Origin of the sequence: Bifidobacterium asteroides (genome assembly GCF_030758775.1) — a bacterium.
Taxonomy (GTDB): domain Bacteria; phylum Actinomycetota; class Actinomycetes; order Actinomycetales; family Bifidobacteriaceae; genus Bombiscardovia; species Bombiscardovia kimbladii.
Genome location: NZ_CP132384.1, coordinates 451,562 through 477,411, shown reverse-complemented (window position 1 = coordinate 477,411; position 25,850 = coordinate 451,562). Strand labels below are relative to the sequence as shown.

Annotated in this window: 13 protein-coding genes; 5 read left to right on the top strand and 8 right to left on the bottom strand. The window is 65.6% G+C overall.

Going from position 1 to position 25,850, the window contains the following annotated elements:
* The first annotated feature begins 159 nt into the window (after positions 1-159).
* The 4 genes from RAM15_RS01755 (at position 160) to RAM15_RS01740 (ending at position 10,785) form a co-directional block, all read left to right on the top strand.
* Complete coding sequence (locus RAM15_RS01755) at positions 160-5,601, top strand: Ig-like domain-containing protein (protein ID WP_306221798.1); 5,442 nt, start codon at positions 160-162, stop codon at positions 5,599-5,601.
* Positions 5,602-5,935: 334 nt separating this feature from the next.
* Positions 5,936-7,126 (top strand): AAA family ATPase, encoded by a 1,191-nt coding sequence (locus RAM15_RS01750; protein WP_444832402.1) that lies wholly within the window; start codon positions 5,936-5,938, stop codon positions 7,124-7,126.
* 3 nt (positions 7,127-7,129) lie between these two features.
* Positions 7,130-8,377 carry a DUF58 domain-containing protein gene (locus RAM15_RS01745; RefSeq protein WP_306221796.1) on the top strand — a complete coding sequence of 416 codons (1,248 nt, stop codon included), beginning with the start codon at positions 7,130-7,132 and terminating at the stop codon, positions 8,375-8,377.
* A complete protein-coding gene (locus tag RAM15_RS01740) occupies positions 8,374-10,785 on the top strand; it encodes a transglutaminase family protein (RefSeq protein WP_306221795.1) in 2,412 nt (803 codons plus the stop codon). Before RAM15_RS01745 ends, RAM15_RS01740 begins: the two co-directional genes overlap by 4 nt.
* Before the next feature lie 240 nt (positions 10,786-11,025).
* Here RAM15_RS01740 and RAM15_RS01735 read toward each other — a convergent pair whose 3' ends face one another.
* The 4 genes from RAM15_RS01735 to RAM15_RS01720 all read right to left on the bottom strand — a co-directional run bounded on the left by RAM15_RS01735 (position 11,026) and on the right by RAM15_RS01720 (position 20,721).
* Positions 11,026-15,186, bottom strand: a complete 4,161-nt coding sequence (locus tag RAM15_RS01735; protein WP_306221794.1) for a DNA-directed RNA polymerase subunit beta' — start codon at positions 15,184-15,186, stop codon at positions 11,026-11,028.
* 88 nt (positions 15,187-15,274) lie between these two features.
* Positions 15,275-18,841, bottom strand: coding sequence for a DNA-directed RNA polymerase subunit beta (rpoB, locus tag RAM15_RS01730; RefSeq protein ID WP_306221793.1), 3,567 nt, complete (start codon positions 18,839-18,841; stop codon positions 15,275-15,277).
* Positions 18,842-19,035: 194 nt separating this feature from the next.
* Positions 19,036-19,698 (bottom strand): hypothetical protein, encoded by a 663-nt coding sequence (locus RAM15_RS01725; protein ID WP_306221792.1) that lies wholly within the window; start codon positions 19,696-19,698, stop codon positions 19,036-19,038.
* Between the two features lie 30 nt (positions 19,699-19,728).
* On the bottom strand, positions 19,729-20,721 hold the full coding sequence (locus tag RAM15_RS01720; RefSeq protein WP_306222219.1) for an A/G-specific adenine glycosylase: 993 nt from the start codon (positions 20,719-20,721) through the stop codon (positions 19,729-19,731).
* A gap of 111 nt (positions 20,722-20,832) precedes the next feature.
* On the opposite strand from RAM15_RS01720, the gene RAM15_RS01715 reads away from it, so the two are divergent.
* Entirely contained in the window at positions 20,833-21,486 is a 654-nt protein-coding gene (locus RAM15_RS01715; protein ID WP_101432005.1) for a tRNA (cytidine(34)-2'-O)-methyltransferase, read from the top strand.
* Between the two features lie 15 nt (positions 21,487-21,501).
* On the opposite strand, the gene RAM15_RS01710 is transcribed toward RAM15_RS01715, so the two are convergent.
* The 4 genes from RAM15_RS01710 to galT form a co-directional block, all read right to left on the bottom strand.
* Positions 21,502-22,866 carry a PFL family protein gene (locus RAM15_RS01710; RefSeq protein ID WP_306221791.1) on the bottom strand — a complete coding sequence of 455 codons (1,365 nt, stop codon included), beginning with the start codon at positions 22,864-22,866 and terminating at the stop codon, positions 21,502-21,504.
* Positions 22,867-22,876: 10 nt separating this feature from the next.
* Complete coding sequence (locus RAM15_RS01705) at positions 22,877-23,149, bottom strand: ACT domain-containing protein (RefSeq protein WP_306221790.1); 273 nt, start codon at positions 23,147-23,149, stop codon at positions 22,877-22,879.
* Between the two features lie 115 nt (positions 23,150-23,264).
* A complete protein-coding gene (gene galK, locus RAM15_RS01700; RefSeq protein ID WP_372338666.1) occupies positions 23,265-24,527 on the bottom strand; it encodes a galactokinase in 1,263 nt (420 codons plus the stop codon).
* Positions 24,524-25,807 carry a galactose-1-phosphate uridylyltransferase gene (galT, locus tag RAM15_RS01695; protein WP_306221789.1) on the bottom strand — a complete coding sequence of 428 codons (1,284 nt, stop codon included), beginning with the start codon at positions 25,805-25,807 and terminating at the stop codon, positions 24,524-24,526. Before galT ends, galK begins: the two co-directional genes overlap by 4 nt.
* Positions 25,808-25,850: the final 43 nt, after the last annotated feature.

Genomic DNA, 25,850 nt, shown 5'->3' with positions numbered 1-25,850 from the left:
GGTGGATGAATTTTCACATTCGACCACCCCGACTTTCACAGACCGCCAAGACCCTGCAAACCAGCTAAAATCAGTCCTCAGAGAGAGCATTGACGGCGGTCCGGGACGAGTTAAGAAGCCAAGCCTGTGTGGCAGGACAGGAAAGGAACCCAGGGGATTATGTACTTGCAGGGACGATTCCTGCGGATGCGCCGGGCCGGGCTGCGCCTGCGGCATGCTCTGGCCGTCCGCGCCAGGAACCCTGCCGCCATCCTGGCCGTCACGCTGACGGCGCTGGTCCTGCTCGTCCTGGGCGTCTTATTCGTGCATGGGGTGGACCGCCGTGCCGTTCAGGTGGATGACGGCAGCATCTGGATCACCTCCCAGAACGAGCGCAAGGTAGCCCGGTTCAAGCCCGACATCGGAGAGGCGGACGTGGCCCTGTCGACGGGCACCGACCGCTTCGACCTGGCCCAGAGCGGATACGCGGTCATCCTGGGCCGTGAGGGAGGCATGGCTCCCATAGCGGCCTCCACCGCCACCCTGGGGGACACCACCCGGTCGGATGCCAGGGTTCAACGGATGGTCAACGGGCCCACTCTGGCCCTCTTCCAGGCACGGACCGGCAGAATCTGGGTGGGCCGGGCCGCTTCGCCGGGAGATCTGGACCCTCAGCGCCGAGACCCTGTGCTGACCCTAGGCTCCGGGGCCGCCGTCACTGTGGATGCCTCCGGGGCCGTCTACGCCTACCGGCCCTCGGACGGGGTCGTGTTAAGGATCGACGGACCGGACTCCCGGGCCCACCGTGAGCTGGACTCTCTGACGGACCACACTCCCGTCCGGGCCACTGCATTCAGCGTCATCGACGGAAGACCCGTCCTCTTGGCAGGCGACCGGCTCTACTGGCCTAAGGGATCCATCCGGATAGCGCACCAGGGAGACCTGCAGCTCCAGTCCACTCCAGTGGATATGGACCGCCAGGGACCCTGGGTGGGCCTGACCGATCAGGAAAGCGTCCACCTGGTCGATCTGGATCACCCCCGGAATCAGGTTGAGACTCTAGGCACCGGCGGCAGCGGCCAACCCGCCCAGCCGGTATCCTCGGGCGGATGCCTTTGGACGGCCTGGGCCTCCTCGGGGAACAATTTCCTGCGGCTGTGCGCAACAGGGACAGCCGTACCGCGGGTCCGGTCACCGCAGCCGCGCCCCTCCACCCTGGAGGCCATCAGTCCCACCTCGGATCTGGTCTTCCGGGCCAACCACCGGAGGGTCATCCTCAACGACGTGCTGACTGGCGATGTCTGGAATCCTCGATCCTCCACCAAGGTGATTCGGCCGCAGTGGCAGACCATGGAGGTCAAGCACGCGGACAGGACCGATCAGCGTCAGGACTCGGCCGACAATCGCCAGCGGTTCGCGGCCACCTGTCGATCAGGATCCCAACCCATCAAGGCCGAGGACGACAGTCTGGGCATCCGGGCCGGTTCCAGAGCCCTGCTGGACCCCCTGCGCAACGATCGCCAGACGGACTGCTCGGTTCTGCGAATCGAGGATGCGCGCAGCTCGCAAGGGAATCTGCGCCTGTCTCCGGTCATGAACGGCCGCTACCTGCAGGTGGATGCCAGCGACGCACCTGTGGGTCGGGCCCGAATCAACTACTCCATAACCGACGGACGCGGACAGGTCTCCTCGGCTGGCATCGACCTCAGCATCGCCCCTGCCAAGATGGACCGAGGCGACCAGGCACCGGTCCAGAACGACACCCCTCCCGAATACGAAGTGGAGCAGGGCGCCACGACCACTGTCAACGCCCTGGCCGGCTTCGAGGATCCTGATGGGGACCCGCTGACCCTGGCCGGCGCCGAGTCCGTCAATTCGGATCGGATATCCCTGTCCACCAGGGCTGACGGACAGCTGACCATGAGCGCCGGGTCGGCCACCTCCGGTCGGCTGGCTGTCAAAGTCACTGTTTCCGACGGAGTCATGAGCGGTCAGGGACTGATCTACTTCACCGTCAAACCCGTCAATACCCTGGCTCCACTGGTCGATCCGGTCATTCGCCAGGCCGCTCCCGGCCGAGAGGCCACCGTGGACCTGAGCAGGAGCGTACACGCCAATGCCGCTCAGCCGCTCCGCCTGGTCCGGGTCGACAAACCCGATGGAATCCAGGTGGAGGTCAACGCCGAAAGCCTTTCCTTCACCGCCACCGCCGCCAACCCGGGCACCTATTATGTGCCCTACCGGGTGGCCCAGGGTGACCGGGAGACCCAGGGGCTGGTCAGGCTGGAGGTAGAACACGGCCAGGGCGGATCCGCGCTGCCGGTTCCTGTCAACGACGTAGCCCTGCTGGGGGCCGACCAGACCGCCATCGTCGATCCGCTTGACAACGACCTGGATCCCATGGGCGGAGTGCTGGCCCTGACCGATGTGCGCGTGGATCCGGACTCCGGCATCAAGGTCGGCATCGTGGACCACCGCCGGGTCTACCTGTCTGCCAGAAAAATCCCCACACGGCCGCTGAGCATCGCCTACACAGTTGCCAACGCCGATGGTACGGCTCAGGGGACCATCGTCCTGCAGCCCCCCTCCCTGAGCAGGGCGGCCTCGGCGCCCAAGGCCCCGAATCTGACGGTTGGGGTCCGCTCATCGGGCCTGGTCACGGTTTCGGTCATGGACAAGGTCGCTCACGCTGACGGGACCAGCGTCACCCTGGACCAGCAGCTGACTACGGATCAGCGGACCTTTGCAGGCTTGGCCTTCGTATCCGGGGACACGGTCAGATATCAGGCCAGCGAGCGCACCGGGGACTTCCCGGCCACCTATACAGTCAGGGACGATCTGGGCAACGCGGCCTCAGGCACCATCACCTTCCGGGTGCATGCCTCCGACCCGGCCAGCAAGCCCGCGCCTACACCCAAGGATTTGCGGGCCCAGGTGGCTGCCGGGACCAAGGTGCGCATCCCCGTCCCATTGACCGGCATCGACCAGGATGGAGATTGCGACACCCTGTCCGGCTTGGGCAACCAGGCGCCCAGGCTGGGCAGGATCGTCAAAGCCGGGGCCGACTACCTGATCTATGAGGCCTATCCCGACTCGCACGGCACCGACGAGTTCACCTACGCCGTGGAGGACTGGGTGGGGCAGCGTGCCCAGGCGCGCGTACGCATCGGGGTCTTCCCTGACTCGTCGGTGACCGGGGTCTTCGCCCGGGACGACAAGGTCAGGCTGCGGCCTGGGACCGTGGCCGATGTGCCAGTCCTGCTCAACGACATCTCCGGGGATGATGACTCCTTGAGTCTGGACCCCCACCTGGAGCGCCAGGGCCTGGACCAGGCCAGCGTGGAAAACGGCATGATCCGGCTGACCTCCCCCTCACAGCCAGGCACCTCCTACCTGGTCTACCGGGCACGCAACCGGGCGGGACTGAGCGACCAGGCCACCCTGACCGTGGTCTCGGATCCTCAAGCCCCCATCCAGCCGCCCATAGCCCAGGATTACCAGGTGGCTCCCGAGGACACCGTGGACAAGCGCAGCGTGGAAGTCAATCTGGCCGACTCCATCAGCAATCCATCCGGCACCCTCGATGACCTGCGCCTTGGGATTCATCCTGGAGCCAGGGCCCACGCCAGGACCGCAGGCGAAGCCGGCTCCGCCAAGCTGGTCATCGATCTGACCGACCAGGCCAGGGCTGTGCCCTACACCGTCACCAACACCCGGTACAAGATCACCTCAATGGCCTTTGTGAAGGTCCCCGCCTATGGGGTATTCCCTCCAGTCCTAAGACCCCGCGCTCCGGCCCTCAAAGTGCGGGCTGGTCAGAGCATCACCATCGACATCGCCGATCAGGTCAGGGTGGGTGCAGGCAAGACCGCACGGATCACCTCCCGCCAGTCCGTTTCGGCCACCAAGTCCGACGGATCCGACCCCTATGTGGATGAGCACACCCTGAGGTTCACCGCCGCCAAGGACTATGCCGGTCCAGCCTCACTGACCTTTGCCGTCCGTGACGGGGATCCAGGCGGCCAGGCCATCATCAACGAGTCGGTGCTGACCCTGCCCATCACCGTAACAGGCGGCAGAGCATCCCCGCCGGTCCTCTCGGCACCGGTCATCGATCTGGTGGCCGGGGAGCCTGCACAGACCATATCCCTGCATGCCATGACCCGTTGGCCCCAGGGAAGCGACCCGGCAGACAGCACCTTCTCCTCCGGGGACCCCCAGGGGCCGATCCATGCCAGGCTGAGTCCTCGGGGCCAGCTGAACGTGTCCGCTGACAAGACCGCAACGCCTGGCACCAAGGCAACCCTGCCGGTGACCATTACCGGTTCATCCGGCGATGTACATACGGCCCTGGCCTTCCGCATCGTCGCCACCACCCGGCCCCTGGCTTCGGTCCCCTCACGTCAGGTGGGGCTCAAAGCCGGGCAGAGCATGGAGCTGAACCTGTTCGACGGCGCCCTCAACCCCTTCCCCGACACTCCGCTGCGCTTGGTCGGCCTGGTCAGCGATGACGCTTCACGACTGACAGCCAGCAACCTGGGCGACGGGAGGATCGCCATCAAGGCCGATCGTGACATCGGCGCCTCCACCAATACCATTCTGGCCACGGTCGAGGATGGCAGCCGTGATCCGGGACGCCGGGTGAGCGCCACCATCACCGTGGGCATCATCGACCGCCCGCAGGCCCCCAGAATGCTGGCGGGCGCGGCCCAGGCCGGCGACGGAACGGTTCGCCTGGCCTGGGAGCCGGGCGCAGCCAACGGCAGTCCGGTGGACGAGTACCGGGTCTCCTACACCTCATCGGCAGGCTCGGGACAACGTTCCTGCGGCAATGCCGTCACCTGCCGGGTCGACGGGCTGGCCAACGGCCATGACTACTCCTTCACTGTCCAAGCCCACAACCAGGTGGGCTGGTCCCCTGCCTCCTCGCCGGCGGCAGCCAGACCGGACGCGCTTCCCGGAGGCGTGCAGGCACTGACCGTGGACGGCGGCAGCAAGGAAACTCTGACCGTCACCTGGCGCCCGCCAGAGAATCATGGCTCGCCCATCCAGGGCTATGCGGTCCACGGCGAGGGTTCCGGCTGCGGTTCGCCACGATGGCGCGCGGCCACCGCCACCAAGGCGGTCTTCGATGTCGGCCATGACGAGGCAGGAGCCACCTGCACGGTGAGCGTGACTCCGGCCAATATGGCCGGATCCGGACCTGTGGCCTCAGCCTCTGGAGCCACCTGGTCGCATCCGGATCCCCCTGCATTCCAGACTCTTGAGTACCAGGGCAAGGACCAGGTCAAGCTGGTCCTTGCCCCCGGGGGCGAACACGGCCGGTCCTGCGCAGACATCCAGGTGAGCATCGATGGCCTCGACTCCGACAAGGCCTCCTGGACCCTGCCCTGCAACCAGCCGGAGGTCAGTGAAGTCATCACCCTGCCTGCTGGATCCGCCAAGCCAGGTGACACGCTGACCTTCCGGGCAGTCGCTCGCATCCGCGGGATGGGGTCCGAAGGCCATTCGCCTGCCGCCACCAAGGAGCTGATCCTGCCCAAGGAGACCGACAAGCCAAGAGACAAGACCCTTACCCGTCAGGGGTCCCCTCAGCAGACAAGGATGAATGACCATGGATGAACGAAACGCACACGAACCCATCCAGCAGGACGGCACCATCCCGGATGACGCGACCAGGAGAAGTACCCCCAAAGCCGTCCGCGAGGAGGGCAACGAGAGCCGACGGATCCCTGCCGACCGACTGGATGTACTCAAGCGGCAGCGCCAAGCCCTCATGGCCGGTCTGGGCCAGCAGGAATCCACTCCTGCGGTGAGCGACGACCGGACCCGGCCCGGTCGCATCCCTGTGTCTGCCAGACAAAGAACAAGCCGGGAGTCCGGAGCGGAATCCAGCCCATCTGACCGCACCATGATTGAAGACGGGACCATCCCCGGCCGCCAGCCGGTCCGTGACCTGTTCGCCCGGCCCTCATCAGCTCCTGCAAGGCCTGACCTTGTCGATGTCACTGATCAGTCCCGTCATACCCAGCCGGGGAAGACCTCGGCCCCCACGTACGCAGTCAGGACCGACGAACCCGGGGAGATGGAAGAGACAGAACGGGACAGACGGTCTTCCACCGAAGCAGCGGATCGAGCAGCAGGCGCCAGGCAGCAGAGGCGATCAGTCCAGACCGCAGGAAGCAGCCAGGCCGCCGTGGATGTGCCGACCTTCGCCGGCCTCTTCCGCTCCATCGTGGACAACGTCGGCCAGGCGGTGCTGGGCAAGGAGGAGACCATCGCCCTGTGCGTCACTGCCCTGATCGCGGGAGGCCATGTGCTCCTGGAAGACAATCCAGGCACCGGCAAGACCCAGCTGTCACGCGCCCTGGCTGCCTCCATCGCCGTGGACTGCAAGCGAATCCAGTTCACCCCCGACCTGCTGCCCTCTGATCTGCTGGGCGTGACCTTCTATGACCAGTCTCAAGGACGATTCTCCTTCCGGCCTGGGCCGGTCTTCGCCTCCCTGGTTCTGGCCGACGAGATCAACAGGGCCTCCCCCAAGACCCAGTCGGCCCTGCTGGAGGTCATGGAGGAAGGCCAGGTGACCGTGGATGGCCGCACCTACCGCCTCCCCCGGCCATTCATGGTTATGGCCACCCAGAATCCCATCGAGCAGCTGGGCACCTATGCCCTGCCCGAGGCGCAGATGGACCGCTTTCTGATCCGCACCTCGCTTGGGGCGCCTGGGCACGATGCCAGCATGCGCATCCTTCAAGAGGCCGACATCCGCGACCGGGCAGGCCTGGTGGAACCGGTGGTCGACGCCGCCCAGGTGGAGGCCATGGCCGCCTGCGCCTCCAAGGTCTTCTGCGATTCCTCCATCATGGAATACGTCATCCACATCATCGAAGCCACACGGCACAGCCCCGCCATCCGGGTCGGCTCCTCCATCAGAGGCGGGCTGGCTCTGGTCCGTTGCGCCAGGATCCGGGCCTGTGCCCAGGGCCGCGACTACGTGATCCCCGATGACGTCAAGGACCTGGTCGACCCCATCCTGGCCCACCGGCTGGTCCTGACCGCCCAGAGCAGGCTGGCGGACATGGATGAACACCAAGCGCTGGCCGAAGCCCTGGCCAAGGTCCCCGTCCCCACAGGAGAGCAGTGAGCCATGACCGCCTTCGCCAGCCGACCTGCCCCGAAAGCGAGACCGGCATCCTCGACAGGATCCGAACAGAGCCTGCGATCCCGGGCCGCCGGCCTATGGCAGTCGATCACCGCCCTGGGCCGGGCTATGGCTCTGGCCGCACTCCTGTGCGCTTTGGCCTTCGTCCCTACAGGCTGGCGTGAACTGCTGGCGGGCGCTCTGCTGGGCGCGGGCATGCTGCTGTTTGGGCTGCTGACGAGCCTGGGCAACCTGTCCTGCAACGCTGAAACGAGTCTGAACCAAGGCCATCTGGAGGTGGGTGGCCAGGCCGAGCTGGTCCTGGTTCTGACCAACCCAGGCAGCCGTTCCACCCGTCGCGGCCGAATCGGTCTGGCTCTAGGCCAAGGAACGGTCATTGCGCCCCTGCCAGCCCTTGCCCCCGGCCAGAGTCACCAGATCAGCTTGAAGCTGGAAGCCAGGTCCCGTGGCGTGATTGACCTGGGCCCGGTGACCATGGAGGCCGGCGATCCGCTGGGGTTCATCCGTCGCCGCCGAATTCTGACCGGCGCCCGAAAACTCTACATCCATCCCCGCACGGTGGCCCTGCCGCCCCTCGAAGCCGGGCTGGAACGCGACCTGGAGGGGGATCCTGGTTCCGGCATTGTCGACGACGATCTGGAATTTCATGCCCTGCGCCCCTACGTTCCGGGCGATGACATAAAACGGGTCCACTGGTTGTCCACTGCCCGGGCCGGCACCCTGATGGTCCGCCAGTACGAGCCCACCCTGCGCACCAGGACCGAACTGATCCTGGACGGCCAGGCCGCCTCCTACCGGAACGCGGATGAGTTCGAACTGGCGGTCGAAATTTATGCTTCCCTTGGCTGCCGATGCCTGCTTGACGGCCGTCGGCTGCAAGCGTTGGCTCCGGAACCGGACGATCCTGATGCCCATGGAACCACCCTGCCTACGGAGGATCCCCGTAGCTTTCTGGATGCCTGCAGCGCCATCCGCCCCCGTCAGGACAGCTACGACAAGCCCGACCTGGCTGAGGCTCCCGAGCGGACCTGTCTGACCATCCTGGTGACCGGTTCGCTGGGCGACCGCCAACCCTCAGCCCTGATGGACGGATCGGCCCAAAGCGCATCTCCGGTCATGCTGCTGGCTGCTGACTTGGGCGCCCATCCAAGCCTGCAGACGCAGCCGGGGTTGGTCAACGCTGTTTTGGGCAACAGGAAGGACCTTCCCATCCTCTTGGAGAACCAGCCATGAGCACATCAGCATCGTGGATGGACCAAGCCCAGAGGGAGCCTATCCGCCTGATCGACCGGACTGGTCTGCAGTCCACTGTCGACCCGACCAGGCGCCGCTCCCCCATGATTCTGGTCGCCGCATTGGCTCCACTCGATCTGCTGGCCGGACTGCAGCTGCTGCCGGTCTATGGCAGTCTGCCCTTCTGGCTGACAGTGGGAGCCGCAGCATGTCTGGCCGGACTGTTGATCGCCATGCTCCCCCGCCGCGGCATTGCCACAGCCCTCCTGCAGCCTCTGCTGCTGATCGCAGCCCAGTTCCTGCTGGGCCCCATCCTCGCTCTGAACGGGACCACCCTGGCCCATGTCCTGCCCACCTGGGCAACCCTGGCACAAGGTTGGTCCGCCACCTTCGGCGCTTTCAAGACCCTGGCAGCCATCGATCCCCCACTCGGCCAGGAAGCAGGCGGACTGATGGCTCTGTGGACGCTGATGCTCTGGACCTGCTATCTGGCCGTGCTGCTGGCCCGCCATGGCCTGGGTCGCAACCTGGGACGGCCCGCGCACCCCGTGGCCGTCCTGACAGCCACGCTGCCCATCCTGGCCGCCATGGCTGTGTCAGCAGCCCTAGGCACCAGCAGGGGCCTCTACCCGGCATTGACGGGTGGCATCCTCTGGCTGCTCCTGCTGATCTGGTGCGCCAGCGGGCTGGGGCTGATCCGTCTGCAAGGGCTCGCATCCACTCTTCTGGCCTTGGCACTGACAGCTGGACTGATTTTCTCCGCTGGACTGCTGCCCGCCCCGACCCGGCTGGTCATTCGTGACCACTATCAGCCGCCCATGGACCCCTACCAGTTCACCAGCCCCTTGAGCGACTACCGGGCGTACATCAAACGCCACCGCGACGATACCCTGGTCACGGTCCGCAACCTGCCCGCTGGCACCCCGGTCCGTATGGCCGTCATGGACCGTTATGACGGCAAGGTCTGGAATCTGTCCGACTCCTCGGGCGCAGGAGCAGCCGACTACCGGCGCATCGGCGCCCAGATCCGCACGGAAAGGCAGCAGGAGCAGGCCCAAGACAGCGGACAGGCCGGACAGCCTTTTACCGCGACCTTCCTGATCCGGGAGGGGTTCGACCATGCCTGGTTGCCCTCCGCCGGACAAGTCGACGGCATCGATACGGATCAGGGCCTGCAACGCAAGGACCTCTACTTCAACAAGGCCACAGACACCGCACTGACCGATCAGCCCCTGCAGAAGGGGACCAGCTATTCGGTGCACGGCGTGGCCGAAGGCCGACCTGCAACCCGTCGTATAGCTGACAGCGATCCTGGAGATGCGCAGGTGCCTGCCCTGGCGGATGCACCTGAGAGCCTGCCCAAGGCGGCTGCTTCCATGACCTCCATGCAGGTGCGCGGCGGCGCCAGGGCCCTGGCCATTGAGGAACGGCTGCACCGGGAGGGATGGTTCTCCCACGGTCTGGCAGGAGACTACCCGTCGCCCTCCGGCCATGGCGACTATCGGATCAATCAGCTCCTGCAAGGCCAGGCCATGGTGGGCGACAGCGAACAATACGCCTCGGCCATGGCCCTCCTGGCCCGGCAGATGGGCCTGCCATCCCGAGTGGTCTTGGGATTCCTGCCCAAGAACCGCGATGGCTCCATCAGCCGGGCACGGACCAGGACCCAGGCGGACGGGAGCACCAGAATCGACTTCACCGGACGCGATGCCCAGGCCTGGGTGGAGGTCAGTCTGAAAGGACTAGGGTGGGTCCCCTTCTACCCCACCCCACCGGAGACCAAGATCCCGGACAAGTCCTTGGACTCCACCCCACCCAATCCGCGCACCCTGGTCCGCCAGCCGCCGCCCCCGCTGGTCGATCCTCCCCGCGACGACCGGGCCACCCAGGGTCGAACTACCGTCGGCGGACAGGAAGCATCGCGACAATCTTCACCCTCCTTCTGGAAACGGTACGGACCTTTGATAGCCAGAGTGACGCTCTGGACCATGCCGCTCTGGCTGCCGGCTCTCCTGGTTCTGGCCCTGCTGGCTGTCAAGGCTTGGCTACGCCGACGGGCCCGGTCGACCGGCGACCCGAAGACACGCATCCGCGCCGGCTGGCGACAGATCGGCAACCTGGGCAGACAAACCGGCCTGCCCCTGGAGGGCACCCGTAGCGAGCAGGCAGCTCTGATCGCCCAGACCCTGCTGGCTGACCCCCCAGGGTCCTCGTCGGCTGGTCTGCGCCGGGATCTGGATCGACTGCGCAACATGGCCGATCAGGCCTCGTTCGACCGGCACCCTTCAGACGAGCAGGAGGCCGTAGACTGCTGGCAGCTGGTGGACAAGCTGCGATCCGCCATCCTGGCATCCCTGCCACGAACCCGACGCTGGCGGACCCTGCTTTCCCCGAGGCACCTGCGCTGACCTATCTGCCATGGCTGAAATCGCCGTGACGTGTCCTTCGCGCCCAGAACCGGTCACTAAACAGCCATCGTCTGCCACTATCTACCGGCAGAACCTAGATCGCAAGAAAAACAAGATGAGGGCCCGTGCGATCGCTATGATCGCACGGGCCCTCATCCTTTATCACATATCCGGCAGCCGAATCCGCTAGGCCGGGTCATCCGGCCCAAGCGGATCTGCGGCTACCGGTTGTTCAGACGCTCACTGGTTGGAGTGCTGATCCTCCGAGGAGGAGAAGGTGGCCGAACCAGGCTGCTGGGACGGATTCTGGGCGGAGTCACTGCCATCGGCGGCATCCGAAGATCCGGCGCCCGCGGCAGCCGTCTGATCGGCGGCCTCAGCTGACGGATCCTGCACATTGGGGGTGTCCAGATGGCTCTGGCCGCCCTGGTCGTTGAGGAAGTCGTCAGGGTTGAAGTCGTCGCCCAGCTTCAGATCCCCGAAGTCGATGTTGGAGAAGTCCACATCGTTCAGGTCGGCGTCGCTCAGATCCACGTCGCCGCCACCCAGGCCGAAGTTGGGGTAGATGGTGTCGCGGATGGCCTTGTCGGGCTCCACAGTGGCGTTGCGGTACCTGGCCAGGCCGGTGCCGGCAGGGATCAGCTTGCCGATGATCACGTTCTCCTTGAGACCCTTGAGGTCGTCGACCTTCTGGTTCAGGGCGGCCTCGGTGAGCACGCGGGTCGTCTCCTGGAAGGAGGCGGCCGACAGCCAGGAGTCGGTGGCCAGGGAGGCCTTGGTGATGCCCATGAGCTCGGGGCGTCCAGCAGCCGGCTTGCCTCCGGCCTTGACGGCCTTCATGTTGGCGGCCTTGAACTTGGCCTGGTCAACCAGCTCGCCGGGCAGCAGGTCGGTGTCGCCCGAGTCGATGACCGTGACGCGGCGGAGCATCTGGTGGACGATGACCTCGATGTGCTTGTCGTGGATGTCCACGCCCTGGGAGCGGTAGACCGTATGCACCTCGTTGACGATGTTCACCTGGGCAGCGCGCGGGCCGAGGATGCGCAGGATCTTCTTGGGATCCACGGAGCCCTCGATCAGCTGGGTGCCGGCCTCGACGTGCTGTCCGTCCTTGACCATCATGGGCGCACGGCGGGTGACCGGGTAGGTCAGCGCCTCCACGGAGGTGTCGTCGGGGGTCAGGGTCACCTGGCGGCCGCGATCAGTGTCCTCCACCTTGACGGTGCCGGGGAACTCCGCGATGGGAGCCTCGCCCTTGGGGGTACGGGCCTCGAAGAGCTCGGTGACACGGGGAAGACCCTGGGTGATGTCGGAGGCCGAAGCCACGCCGCCGGAGTGGAAGGAACGCAGCGTCAGCTGGGTGCCGGGCTCGCCGATGGACTGGGCAGCCACAATGCCCACAGCCTCGCCCACATCCACCAGCTTGTTGGTGGCCAGGGACCAGCCATAGCACTTGGCGCACACCCCGCGGGTGGACTCGCAGGTCAGGACCGAACGGGCCTTGACCTCCTCCACGCCGTGGGCGACCATGTCGCGAAGGACATCCATGGACAGGGCGTCGCCACGCTTGTAGAGCACGGTCTTGCCGTCCTTGGGGTCGATGACGTCGGCGGCCAGGAGCCTGGAGTAGGGTCCGCCGTCGGCGGCCTTGACCAGAACCAGGTTGCCCTGCTCGTCGCGCTCGGCCACCTTCATGGTCAGACCGCGCATGGTGCCGCAGTCCTCCTCGCGCACGATCACGTCCTGGGAGACATCGACCAGGCGACGGGTCAGGTAGCCCGACTCGGCGGTGCGCAGTGCGGTGTCGGCCAGACCCTTGCGGGCGCCGTGCTGGGAGATGAAGTACTCCAGCACCGACAGGCCGTCGTGGTAGTTGGACTTGACGGGTCGAGGGATGATCTCGCCCTTGGGGTTGGCCACCAGGCCTCGCATGCCGGCGATCTGGCGGATCTGCATCCAGTTGCCTCGTGCCCCGGACTGGACCATGATGTTCACGTTGTTGTCCGGAGTGAAGTGTTCCTGCATGGCGTCAGCCACCTTGTCGGTGCACTCGGTCCACAGGTTGATCAGCTCCTGACGGCGTTCCTCGTCGGTCAGCAGACCCATGTCGTACTGGGAGTTGACCTTGGCGGCCTGCCCCTGGTACTCGTTGACGATCTTTTCGCGCTCGGGCGGCACCACGATGTCGGAGAAGGCCATGGTCACGCCGGACCACTGGGCCCGGGTGAAGCCCAGATCCTTCAGGGCATCCAGGGTGGCCGCGACCTGGGCGGTCGAGTACCGGGTGGCGATGTCGTCCACGATGCCGGACAGCTTGCCCTTGGGCACCTGCTCGTTGATGAAGGGGTAGTCCACAGGCAGCGTCCGGTTGAACAGGACCCGCCCGTAGTTGGTGGCGAAGAGCCTGGATCCGTCCTTGAAGACCTCCTCCTTGACCACGTCGGGGCTGCCGGGCTCGGGGTCGATGACCTTGAGGTCGCCGGGCTCCCAATCCTTGGGCATGACGAAGTCGGCGGGGACCCGCAGCAGGATCTTGGCCTGCATGTCGATCTCACCCAGGTCCAGGGCCATCCGGGCCTCGGCCAGGCTGGAGAAGATCCGGCCCTGGCCCTTGGCACCGTCAACCACAGTGGTCAGGTAGTACAGACCCAGAATCATATCCTGGGAGGGCATGGTGACCGTGTGGCCGTCGGCGGGCTTGAGAATGTTGTCGGAGGCCAGCATGAGCGAACGGGCCTCAGCCTGGGCCTCTGCCGACAGGGGCAGGTGGACTGCCATCTGATCGCCGTCGAAGTCGGCGTTGAAGGCCGCGCAGGCCAGCGGGGGCAGGTGGATGGCCTTGCCCTCGACCAGGATCGGCTCAAAGGCCTGGATGCCCAGACGGTGCAGCGTAGGCGCACGGTTGAGCAGGACGGGGTGCTCGGAGATGACCTCCTCCAGCACGCCCCAGACCTCGGGGTCGCCGCGGTCGACCAGCCGCTTGGCGCTCTTCATGTTCTGCGCGTAGTTGAGGTCCACCAGCCGCTTGATGACGAAGGGCTTGAAGAGCTCCAGGGCCATGGGCTTGGGCAGGCCGCACTGGTGCATGCGCAGGGAGGGCCCGACCACGATCACGGAACGGCCCGAGTAGTCCACGCGCTTGCCCAGCAGGTTCTGACGGAAGCGGCCCTGCTTGCCCTTGAGCATGTCTGCCAGGGACTTCAGGGGGCGGTTGGAGGCTCCGGTGACGGGACGGCCACGGCGGCCGTTATCGAAGAGGGAGTCCACAGCCTCCTGGAGCATGCGCTTCTCGTTGTTGAGCATGATCTCTGGGGCGCCCAGCTCGATCAGGCGCTTGAGCCTGTTGTTGCGGTTGATGACGCGCCGGTAGAGGTCGTTGAGGTCGGAGGTGGCGAAGCGGCCGCCGTCCAGCTGCACCATGGGGCGCAGGTCGGGCGGAATGACCGGGACGACGTCCAGGACCATGGCCTCGGGCTTGTTGCCGGTGTTCAGGAAGGCGGAGACCACCTTGAGCCGCTTCAGGGCACGGGCCTTGCGCTGGCCGGAGCCAGTGTCGATCTCGTGGCGGAGCTCCTTGGCGGCACCCTCCAGGTCGAAGTCCTGCAGGCGCTTCTTGATGGCCTCGGCGCCCATGCAACCCTCGAAGTAGTCACCGTAGCGGTCCTGCATCTCCCGCCACAGATCCACGTCGCCCTCCATGTCGCCGGGCTTCAGGGTCTTGAAGCGGTCGAAGACGGCGGTGACCCTCTGGATCTGGTCGTCGTAGCGCTTGCGGATGGCGGTCATGTCCCGCTCGGCCCCGTTGCGCAGACGGGCCTTCATAGAGCCCTTGACCTCGTCGGTCTTCTCCAGCTCGGCCAGGTCCTCCTCCAGCTTCTTGGCGCGCTTGTCGATCTCCAGGTCGCGCTTCTTCCCAAGCTGGGTGATCTCGTTGTCGAACTCGTCCTGCAGGTCGGGCAGATCCTTGTGGCGCTTGTCCTCATCCACCTTGGTGACCATGTAGGCCGCGAAGTAGATGACCTTCTCCAGGTCCTTGGGCGCAATATCCAGCAGGTAGCCCAGCCGGGAGGGCACGCCCTTGAAGAACCAGATGTGGGTGACGGGGGCGGCCAGCTCGATGTGGCCCATACGCTCGCGGCGGACGCGGGAGCGGGTGACCTCCACGCCGCAGCGCTCGCAGACGATCCCCTTGAAGCGCACGCGCTTGTACTTGCCGCAGGCGCACTCCCAGTCGCGGGTGGGTCCGAAGATCTGCTCGCCGAACAGGCCGTCCTTCTCGGGCTTCAAGGTACGGTAGTTGATGGTCTCGGGCTTCTTGACCTCGCCATAGCTCCAGCCGCGGATGTCGTCGGCCGTGGCCAGTCCGATTCTCAGTTTGTCAAATGCATTGACGTCCAGCACTCTATGTCCTGTCTCTGATCTTGTAACTGCTCTGAAGTTTGCCTTTTAGCGGGATGCCCGTCAGGCGGGCATCCCTGTGACTGGTGGTTCAGCGGTACTCCGGCTCGGGAGCTGACTGGTCGGCCTTGGCGGCGGCGTCCGGGCGGGCGCCGATGTTGAAGCCCAGGTCGTCGGAGGCGGCGTTGGGGTCGTCGTCCTCGTCCTTCATCTCGATCACGTTGCCTTCGGCGTTGAGCACCTCCACGTTCAAGGAGAGCGACTGCATCTCCTTGAGCAGCACCTTGAAGGATTCGGGAATGCCGGCCGCCGGCAGGTTCTCCCCGCGCACGATGGCGCCATAGGCCCGCACACGGCCGTCCACGTCGTCGGACTTGGTGGTCATCATCTCGTGCAGGGTGTAGGCGGCACCGTAGGCCTCCAGGGCCCAGACCTCCATCTCGCCGAAGCGCTGGCCGCCGAACTGGGCCTTGCCGCCCAGGGGCTGCTGGGTGATCATGGAGTAGGGGCCGGTGGACCGGGCGTGGATCTTGTCGTCGACCAGGTGGTGGAGCTTGAGCATGTACATGTAGCCCACGGAGATCGGCTTGGTGAAGGGTTCGCCGGTGCGGCCGTCGTAGAGCACGGCCTTGCCGTCGTCGCCCACCAGGCGCTCGCCGTCACGGTTGGGCAGGGTGGTCTTGAGCAGGCCGTTCAGGGCATCCTGCCGTACGCCGTCGAAGACCGGTGTGGCCACGGCTGTGCCGGGCTCGGCCTTCTCCGCACCTGCCGGAATGTGCTTCTTCCACTCGGCCTCCAGGTTGGGATCCAGGCTGATGTCCCAGCCGGAGTGGGCGATCCACCCCAGATGGAGCTCCAGGACCTGGCCCAGGTTCATACGCGAGGGCACGCCCAGGGGGTTGAGCATGATGTCGATGGGAGTGCCATCGGCCATGAAGGGCATATCCTCCTCGGGCAGGATCCTCGAGATGACGCCCTTGTTGCCGTGGCGGCCGGAGAGCTTGTCGCCTTGGGTGATCTTGCGGTGCTGGGCGATGTAGACCCTGATCATCCGGTTGACGCCGTTGGGCAGCTCGTCGCCGTCCTCCTCGGCATCCTCGCGGGTGACCTCCTTGACCTCGATGACCGTGCCGGTCTCGCCGTGGGGCACCCTGAGGCTGGTGTCGCGCACCTCGCGGCTCTTCTCGCCGAAGATGGCCCGCAGGAGCCGCTCCTCGGGGGTCAGCTCGGTCTCGCCCTTGGGGGTGACCTTGCCGACCAGGATGTCTCCGGCCTCGACCTCGGCACCGATGCGGATGATGCCGCGCTCATCCAGGTTGGCCACTGCGTCCTCGCCCACGTTGGGCAGGTCGCGGGTGATCTCCTCGGCGCCCAGCTTGGTCTCGCGGGCGTCGGTCTCGTACTCCTCGATATGGATGGAGCTCAGGGTGTCGTCCTGGACCAGACGCTGGGAGATGATGACGGCGTCCTCGTAGTTGTAGCCGTTCCAAGGCATGAAGGCCACCAGGAGATTCTTGCCCAGGGCCATCTCGCCCTTCTGGGTGGCGGGGCCATCGGCCAGGACCGTGCCGGCCTCGACCCGCTCCCCATCCTTGATCAGGGGAACCTGGTTGTAGCAGGTGGTCTGGTTGGACCGCTGGAACTTGGCCAGCTTGTAGGAGGACTGGGTGCCGTCGTCATTCATGACGCGGATGATGTCGGCGGAGACGTAGGTGACCACGCCCGGCTTCTCGGCCAGGATGACATCACCGGAATCGATGGCGGAGCGCCACTCGGAGCCGGTGCCCACCAGGGGACGCTCGGACTTGACCAGGGGGACGGCCTGACGCTGCATGTTGGTGCCCATCAGCGCTCGGTGGCCCTCGTCGTGCTCCAGGAAGGGGATCAGGGAGGCGCCCACCGAAACCATCTGCCGGGGGGATACATCCATCAGGTCCACCTGGGAGACGGGCACATCCTTGGCCTCGGCCTCGGCGTCACGCACCAGGGCCTCGTCCTCGACGAAGTGTCCGGTCTCGTCGATCTCCTGGTTAGCCTGGGCGATGGTGTGCTCGGACTCCTGGTCGGCGGTCATGTAGACCACGTCGTCGGTCACCTGGCCATCGATGACCTTGCGGTAGGGGGTCTCGATGAAGCCGAAGGGGTTGACCCGGGCGAAGGTGGCCAGGGAGCCGATCAGACCGATGTTGGGGCCTTCAGGGGACTCGATGGGGCACATGCGTCCGTAGTGGGAGGGGTGCACATCGCGCACCTCCATGGAGGCGCGGTCGCGGGACAGGCCGCCGGGGCCCAGGGCCGAGAGACGACGCTTGTTGGTCACGCCGGCCAGCGGGTTGTTCTGATCCATGAACTGGCTCAGCTGGGAGGTTCCGAAGAACTCCTTGATGGTGGCGTTGACCGGGCGGATGTTGATCAGGGACTGCGGGGTGATGGCCTCCGCGTCCTGGGTGGTCATTCTCTCGCGGACCACGCGCTCCATACGGCTCAGGCCGGTGCGCAGCTGGTTCTGGATCAGCTCGCCCACCTGGCGGATGCGGCGGTTGCCGAAGTGGTCGATGTCGTCCACGTCTACCCGCAGCTCGATGTCCTGGCCGTCGCGGCGGCCGGGGAAGGTCTGCCCGCCGGCATGCAGGGTCACCAGGTACTTCAGGGTGGCGATGATGTCCTCGGGGTGGAGGCTGCGGTCGTTGAAGTCGGTCTCAAGACCGAGCTTGCGGTTGATCTTGTAGCGGCCGACCCGGGCCAGGTCGTAGCGCTTGGTGTTGAAGTAGAAGGAGTCCAGCAGGTTGCGGCCGGCCTCGGGCGAGGCGGTGTCCGCGGGCCGGATCTTGCGGTAGAGGTCGGTCAGGGCCTCGTCCTGGGTCTCGATGGTTTCCTTCTCCAGGGCGTCCAGCACCAGCGGGTAGCCCTTGAAGGCCTTGCGGATCTGCGGCTTGGTCATGCCGATGGCCATGAGGAAGACGATGGCGGACTGCTTGCGCTTGCGGTCCACGCGCACGCCCAGCACATCGCGCTTGTCGATCTCGAACTCCAGCCAGGCGCCCCGGCTGGGGATGATCTTGGCTCCGAAGATCTCCTTGTCGGAGTTGCGGTCCTGGGTGCGGTCGAAGTAGACGCCAGGAGAGCGGACCAGCTGGGAGACGATGACGCGCTCCGAGCCGCCGATGATGAAGGTGCCGTGGGGGGTCTGCAGCGGGAAGTCGCCCATGAAGACGGTCTGCGACTTGATCTCGCCGGTGTCCCCGTTCTCGAATTCGGCGTTCACGTACAAGGGGGCGGAGTAGGTGTAGTCCTTCTCCTTGCACTCCTGGACCGTGTGCCTGGGCTCCTCGAAGTAAGGATCCGAGAAGGTCAGGCTCATGGTCTGAGCGAAGTTCTCGATGGGTGAGATCTCTTGGAAAACCTCATCCAGGCCCGAGACGGGGGCCACGGTATGGGTCCCGTTGACCTGGTCCTCCTCGACCCGCTTCTTCCAGCGGTCGTTGCCGACCAGCCAGTCGAAGCTGTCGGTCTGCACACCCAGGAGGTAGGGCACCTCGATGGGTTCGCGGATGGATCCGAAGTTGACACGGTCGGTGGCCTTGTGCAGTTTGATGTCGTGTTCGTCAGCACGTGCCTGCGTAGTGGTGGTACTTCTTACAGCTTTATTGGCAGCCAAAATGGACGTTCCTTATCGCTCGCCGTACTCGATCATTCCTGTTACCCCAGGGAGATGCCGAATGGCCGCCATATGCCTATTCGCGGGCATCTCCTCGATGATGCATGCCCGCTATATGACACACCTCATGCAAAGACAAAACTATAGCAGACAAGAATCATGGATGCAATCGGCGTGTCGTCTTTGGAAAGCTGCTATTGGACCATGACCGGCACAGGCTGGGAAGCCACCCGGGGATTGGCCTTGAGGACCAGCTTGGCCTGGTAGGAGCCGGCATTGACTCGAGGCAACTGGTCGTCGGGCAGGCAGCTGTCCTGGCTGCTGTCAGCATTCCAGGTGATGGTCTGCACGTCCTTGTCGCCGGTGGCCATGAGCAGGGTGCGAGCCCCAACCGGACAGGCATCGGAACGCCAGATGGTCTCCTGGCCGCTGGTGATGATCAGCACCCGTCCGCCGTCGGAGCCGTCCACCAGACAGGAGCCCGTTCCCTTGTGACGAATGGTCGCCGTAAAGTCGATGGATCCGCCGACCCCGGTACTGGGATCGGGCGCGGCCAGTTCCAAGGCCAAGTCCTCCTTGCCGCAGTCAGGAGCTCCTGAGGAACGCTTTTTGCCGGAGTCCTTCTTCTGATCCTTCTTCTGCTTGTCTTTGTCCTTGGATTTGGTCTTTGAGCTCTGCTGGACACTGGTCGAGGTTCCCTGGGCCCCATTGCCTCCACGCAGTGCTCGGATGCCGGCCCCCACGCCCCAGACCAGACCGGCGCAGACCAGCAGGAAGAGCACCGCCAGCAGGGCGGCCGCAATCCTCCGGCGACGGTACATCCGCCGCTTCTTCTCGCTCATGCGTCGCTTGGCCATACTTCTCCAGTCTAATCGTCAGGGCTGCCTTCACTGCGGCAGACTCAGGAGGCCATCTGGGCCGATCTCCAGAAGGCCGTCCTCGTCCAGGGAGGCGATGCACCGATCAAGTCGGATTTCGTCGTCGCACAGGGGTTTCAGGTCCTTCCTGGAGACGGGCGCGCCCGAAGCCTGCCGCAGTGCCTGGAGGATGGATCCGCGAATCTGCCGGTCGGTGCCTGCGAAGCGCTGCCGGGGCCTGGTCCTGCCTGCACCCAGACCGGGCAGCCCCGCCTTGAGGAAACGGCAGTGACCAGCTAGAGGGCAGATGTCGCAGGCCGGCTTGCGGGCCACGCAAACCGTGGCGCCCAGCTCCATGACGGCCTGGTTCCATCGGGCCGAGGGCGGCTCCCGCCAGGCTGCCGACCGGACCTGCGGGTCAGCCGTTTCCAAGCGGTCGTCACCGTTCACGCGATGATCAGAAGTCCCTGGATCTTCGTCCTCAGGCAGAACCTGCCAGGCCAGCTGGCGCTCTTCTCGGCTGGCAGCCCCCCCGGTGGATTCACGCCCCAGAAAAACCCTGGAGAGCACCCTGCGGATATTGGTATCGATGACGGCGATCCTCTCGCCGTAGGCAAAGCTCATGACAGCGCTGGCCGTATAGTCGCCGATGCCGGGCAGGGCCACCAGCTGGTCGTAATCCCGGGGCAGCCGGTCTGCATACTGGCCGGCCACCTGCCGCGCGCATTCCTGCAGGCGCAGGGCTCGGCGCGGGTAGCCCAGACGGCCCCAGGCCGTAATGACCTCGGCCTTGGGGGCGGCGGCCAGTGAGGCCGCATCCGGCCAGACTCTCATCCAGGCCGTCCAGTAGGGCACCACCCGGCTCATCTGGGTCTGTTGGCTCATGACCTCTGAAACCAAGACCCCCCAGGGCGTGGTTCGTCCAAAGCGCCAGGGCAGGTCGCGGGCATAACGGCTCCACCAGTCGAACAGCCGCAGGCGGATGGGCTCAGTCTCCGCCAAGGCCGTTTCCGTGTTCTCCATGGTCACACCGCCCTTCGCCACTCGATCCTGCCTCATTCAACCGCCGTATTCTGCCCGACGGTGCCGACCGTCACTGCCTGGCCTGTCGTTTGGCGACGGTAGGTTGGCCTCATGAACAGGCAGGAGCAGGAGCGGTCCGGCGACCCGTCGAAAGCCGTCGAAAGCATGTACGAGTATGGATACCGGAAATCGAATTATGGTCCCGACGAGCTGGTCACCGATGCCCACGGCAACCCCATATCGGTAGTGGACGCCATGATGAAGGCCGATCAGGCCAGCCGGGTGAAGACCTCCACGCCCCACCTGTGCTACTACTCGCCGCGGATCCCCGGCAACACCGGCTCGGCCATCCGCCTGTGCGCCGTGACCGGGACCATCCTGCATCTGATAGAGCCCTTGGGCTTCAACCTCAAGGACACCAAGCTGCGCCGGGCCGGCCTGGACTACCATGACATGGCCCACGTGGTCCTGCACCCGGACTTCGACGACCTGGTCCGCTCCATGCCCGACAGCCGGATCATCGCTTTCACCGCCCACGCCGACAAGCTCTACACCGAGGTCAGCTACCGGCCGGACGACATCCTCCTGTTCGGCCCCGAACCGGGCGACATCCCCGACCCCATGGACATCATGGCCGGCCCTCATGTAGCCGAGCAGGTCAGGCTGCCCATGCGGCCCAGCCTGCGCAGCCTGAACCTGACCAACTGCGCCTCCATCGCCATCTACGAGGCCTGGCGGCAGCTGGGATTCCAAGGCGGCCGCTGAACTCCGCGAGCGCACTCAGTTCTTGAAGCTGTGAATGGGCGCCGGAATGTGTCCGCCCCGATTGACGAAGTCGGCGCAGGAACGGGTATTGACGGGCACGACCGGCCCGCCGCCCATGAGCCCGCCGAACTCGGCCCACTCGCCCACCTGCTTGCCGATGACAGGAATGACCCTGACTGCGGTGGTCTTCTGATTGATCATGCCGATAGCCGCCTCGTCGGCGATCAGACCGGAGATGGACTCCGCAGAAGTGTCCCCTGGGATGGGGATCATGTCCAGCCCCACCGAACAGACGCAGGTCATGGCCTCAAGCTTCTCCAGGGTCAGGCTCCCCTCTTGCGCAGCCTGGATCATGGCGGCGTCCTCGGACACGGGGATGAAGGCCCCGGACAGCCCGCCCACCGAGCTGGAAGCCATGATGCCGCCCTTCTTGACCTGATCGTTGAGGATGGCCAGGGCCGCAGTGGTCCCGGGGGCGCCCACCTGCTCCAGGCCCATGGTCTGCAGGACCTCCCCCACTGAGTCTCCGACAGCCGGGGTGGGCGCCAGGGACAGGTCGATGATCCCGAAGGGCACCTCCAGGCGACGGCTGGCCTCCTGGGCCACCAGCTGACCCACCCGGGTGATCTTGAAGGCCGTCCGCTTGATGGTCTCGCAGAGCTGCCCGAAGTCCGCTCCCTTGGCCGATTCCAAGGCGGTCTTGACCACGCCGGGTCCGGAGACCCCCACGTTGATGACGGCCGACCCCTGGCTGACCCCATGGAAGCCACCGGCCATGAAGGGGTTGTCGTCCGGAGCATTGCAGAAGACCACCAGCTTGGTGCAGCCAGAGCTGTCCGAGTCGGCGGTGCTTTCGGCAGTGGCCTTGACGACCCGTCCCATGAGGGCGACGGCATCCATATCGATGCCCGTTCTGGTGGAGCCCACGTTGACGCTGGCGCAGACGCGTTCAGTCTGGCTCAGCGCCCTGGGCAGGGACTTGATCAGCAGCCGCTCGGCCGGGGTCATGCCCTTGCCTACCAGGGCCGAGTAGCCGCCGATCAGGTTGACCCCGACCTCCTGGGCCGAGCGGTCCAGGGCCTTGGCCACGGCCACATAGTCCTCCACGCTGTGGCAGGCTCCGGCGGCCACTAGGGAGATGGGGGTGACGGTGATGCGCTTGTTGACGATGGGAATGCCGTACTCACGGGCGATGGCATCGCCTGTGGACACCAGGTCGCCTGCCAGGGAGACGATCCGGCGATGAATGTTCCGGCAGAGCATGTCCACATCACCGCTCACACAATCCAGCAGGCTGATGCCCATGGTGATGGTGCGCACGTCCAGGCGCTCCCGGTCGATCATGTCGTTGGTCTCGAGGACCTCGTCGCGTGTGATCATGGCCGCCTCCTCAGACCCGATGCATCCTGGTGAAGATCTCCTCGCGCTGGCAGCGGATGGAGACCCCGATCTCTTCTCCCAGGGATTCCATCCGCTGGCTGAGCGCGTCGAAATCATCCCGGCAGGAGGTGCAGTCCACGATCATCATCATGGTGAAGAAGCCGTCCAATATGGTCTGCGAAATGTCCAGCACATTGACACCCTGCTGGGAGAGGTCTGTGCAGACCCTGCCGATGATGCCGATGGCATCCTTGCCCACCACTGTGATGATCGCCTTGTCCATGGCCGTCCTCCTCATCCACCTCGCCCTTGACCGGCCCCTCTGAAAACCGGGACCCCGCTCCCCCAGCTTAGAGGAGCGCCGGGAGAAGCGGGGTCGCAAAGGTCTGCAGTCCGATTCAGGCTTCGCGCGCGGCCGCCGATGATGGCAGGGCGATCAGGGCTCTGGGAGACTTGAATCCCTTGGAGGCGAATCGTTCGGCGACGTCGCGGGCAAGATCGGAGCCCTTGCCGGCGTCAGCCAGAGCGATGATCGATCCCCCGAACCCGCCGCCGGTCATCCGGGCCCCGTAGGCCCCGCCCTGGCGTGCTGCGTCAACGGCCTCATCCAGCTCCGGGCAGGTGACCTCGTAGTCGTCCCTCAGGGAATCATGGGAGGCGTTGAACAGGCGGCCGGCCAGGACGTAATCGCCCCTGCCAAAGGCCTCGATAAAACGGTCCACCCGTCCTATCTCGCTGACCACGTGACGGACCCGCCGGCGCATGGTCTCATCCGGCAGCCGCTCCAGGAGGGCAGCCAGGGCGGATGGAGGATCAGCGGCACCATTGACCTGGTCCGCCGCCTGGCGCAGGTTGGCCACTCCCAGCAGTTGCGCAGCCTGCTCACAGGTAGCCCGTCGCTGATCGTATTGGCCGTCGTTGAGCTGGTGCTGGGCCCTGGTGTCGACCACCAGCAGCTCCAGGCCCGCAGCCCGCAAATCAAAAGGAACCTGGCGCACGTTGCTCATGGCATCCAGTTCTGGCCGGCAGTCCAGCCGCAGGGCGCAGCCGGATCGACAGCGCATGGAGGCGCTCTGATCCATGCCGCCTGTGGAAGCGCCAGCCATATCGTTCTCAGCGGTGATGGCGGCCTGGATCAGCCTGACCCGGCCAGCCTCGTCGCCGCCCAACCCCAAGGCGAACAGGTCATCCAGGGCCAGGGCCACGGCACAGGTCATGGCCGCCGAGGAGCTCAACCCTGACCCCACGGGCACACAGGAGGCCAGCGCCAGGTCGAAGCCTTGGACCTGAGGGAAGCCATCCCGCTGCAGGGCCCAGGCCACGCCGACCGGATAAGCCGCCCATCCGCTCACCCCTCGAGCCTGAAGCCCATCCAGGTCAGCCTGGACCGGATGCTCGGGATCCATGGTGGAGACCAGGCGAACCCGGCTGTCCGTCCTGGGGCTGGCGGCCACATAGGTACGGTGAGGCAGGGCGATGGGTAGGCAGAGTCCAGCGTTGTAATCCGTGTGCTCGCCGATCAGGTTGACCCGGCCAGGCGCGCTCCAGACGCCCTGGGGATCCCCGCCATAGACCTTTTGGAAGAGCTCTCGGGCCCTGGTGGCCCCTTGGCCGTCGGCGCCCTGGGTCCAGGCCTGCATGAATTCCACTGTCGTCGTCATTGATTCTCTCCATTCTCCAGGTCCATGGGCCCCAATTGGCGGAAGCGGTCGGCGATCCGCTCCGGGGTGGTGTCCGACACCCAGGCAGCCATGCCTGACTCGGACCCGGCAAGATACTTGATTTTGTCCACGGCCCGACGGAAGGAGAAGAACTGCAGGTTGAGTCTGTAGTCCTCCCGCCGCGGATCGTGCAGCGGGGCCTGGTGCCAGGCAGCGATGTAGGGCAGATCCATCCCCCTGCCGTCGCCCTTGTCGAAGAAGGCATTGCCCCGCTTGAGCAGGGTCGAATACATGACGGCCAGGTCCCAGCGCTCCTGGTCGTCCAGCTGGTCCAGGCTCAGAATCCCGTCGCGGACGGGTGCCACGTGGACCTCCAGGGGCCAGCGGGCGGCGGCGGGCACATAGGCCACCCAAGTGGCGTTGCGGAAGACCACCCGCCGGCCAGAGTCCAGCTCGGCCTTGAGGATGTCCCCCAGGAGGTTGCCGCCGGTGCGCTCCCGGTAGTCGGCGCACTGCCTCAACTCCTGCTCCAGCCGGGGGGCGATGAAGGGGTAGCAGTAGATCTGTCCGTGGGGGTGAGCCAGGGAGACGCCGATCTCCTGGCCGTGGTTCTCAAAGGGGAAGATCTGTTCGATGCCCTCCATGGCCGAGATCTCAGCAGTCCGGAAGGCCCAGGCCTCCACCACTGTCCGCAGACGGGAGACCGGCAGATCGGCGGGGAGCGCATGTTCGTCAGGGTCGAAGCAGACCACCTCGCAGCGCCCGTTGGCCTCGCGCACCGGCCAGAGGGGGTTGCCGTCCACCAGGGAGGGCTGGTTGGCCGCCTGGGTATTGGGCACCTGCATCATGGAAGGGAAGCGGTTCTCGAAGACCGCCACGTTGTAGTCCACATCGGGGATCTCCCCATCCTGGTAGGGGTCTCCCGGCTTTCTGGCGGCCAGGGGGTTGCCCTTGGCGGTGGCCTGTGGACCGGCGGTGATGGGCCGGTTCATCCGGGCCGTGGCCATGGGGATCCAGTCACCGGTCAAAGGATCCCGGCGCATCTGCGGCGGCTGGAAGGGCACCGTCCTGCCCTCCTGATCCTGATGGGGGGCGAACCGGTCGGTCAGTGGACGGGGATCGTCCAGACGCCTGGTCCTGCGGCCGGAGACGTACTCGGGATCGTCGTCCAGGTAGAAGAACCGTCGCCCGTCGGCCAGCCTGGTGGGGGTGATGCGGATATGCCCCCTGGCGTAGTCGCCGGGAACATACCGTTGGGGGACATACTGCTCTGACTTCATGCTGCTCCTTCATCGTCCGTGATGATTGACAATCCATGGCAAC

Coding starts and splice junctions, on each gene's coding strand:
- RAM15_RS01705 (WP_306221790.1), bottom strand. CDS start 23,149: ATGGACAAGGCGATCATCACAGTGGTGGGCAAGGATGCCATCGGCATC.
- RAM15_RS01720 (WP_306222219.1), bottom strand. CDS start 20,721: ATGGAGAACACGGAAACGGCCTTGGCGGAGACTGAGCCCATCCGCCTG.
- RAM15_RS01715 (WP_101432005.1), top strand. CDS start 20,833: ATGAACAGGCAGGAGCAGGAGCGGTCCGGCGACCCGTCGAAAGCCGTC.
- RAM15_RS01755 (WP_306221798.1), top strand. CDS start 160: ATGTACTTGCAGGGACGATTCCTGCGGATGCGCCGGGCCGGGCTGCGC.
- RAM15_RS01710 (WP_306221791.1), bottom strand. CDS start 22,866: ATGATCACACGCGACGAGGTCCTCGAGACCAACGACATGATCGACCGG.
- RAM15_RS01740 (WP_306221795.1), top strand. CDS start 8,374: ATGAGCACATCAGCATCGTGGATGGACCAAGCCCAGAGGGAGCCTATC.
- galT (WP_306221789.1), bottom strand. CDS start 25,807: ATGAAGTCAGAGCAGTATGTCCCCCAACGGTATGTTCCCGGCGACTAC.
- galK (WP_372338666.1), bottom strand. CDS start 24,527: ATGACGACGACAGTGGAATTCATGCAGGCCTGGACCCAGGGCGCCGAC.
- RAM15_RS01725 (WP_306221792.1), bottom strand. CDS start 19,698: ATGGCCAAGCGACGCATGAGCGAGAAGAAGCGGCGGATGTACCGTCGC.
- RAM15_RS01745 (WP_306221796.1), top strand. CDS start 7,130: ATGACCGCCTTCGCCAGCCGACCTGCCCCGAAAGCGAGACCGGCATCC.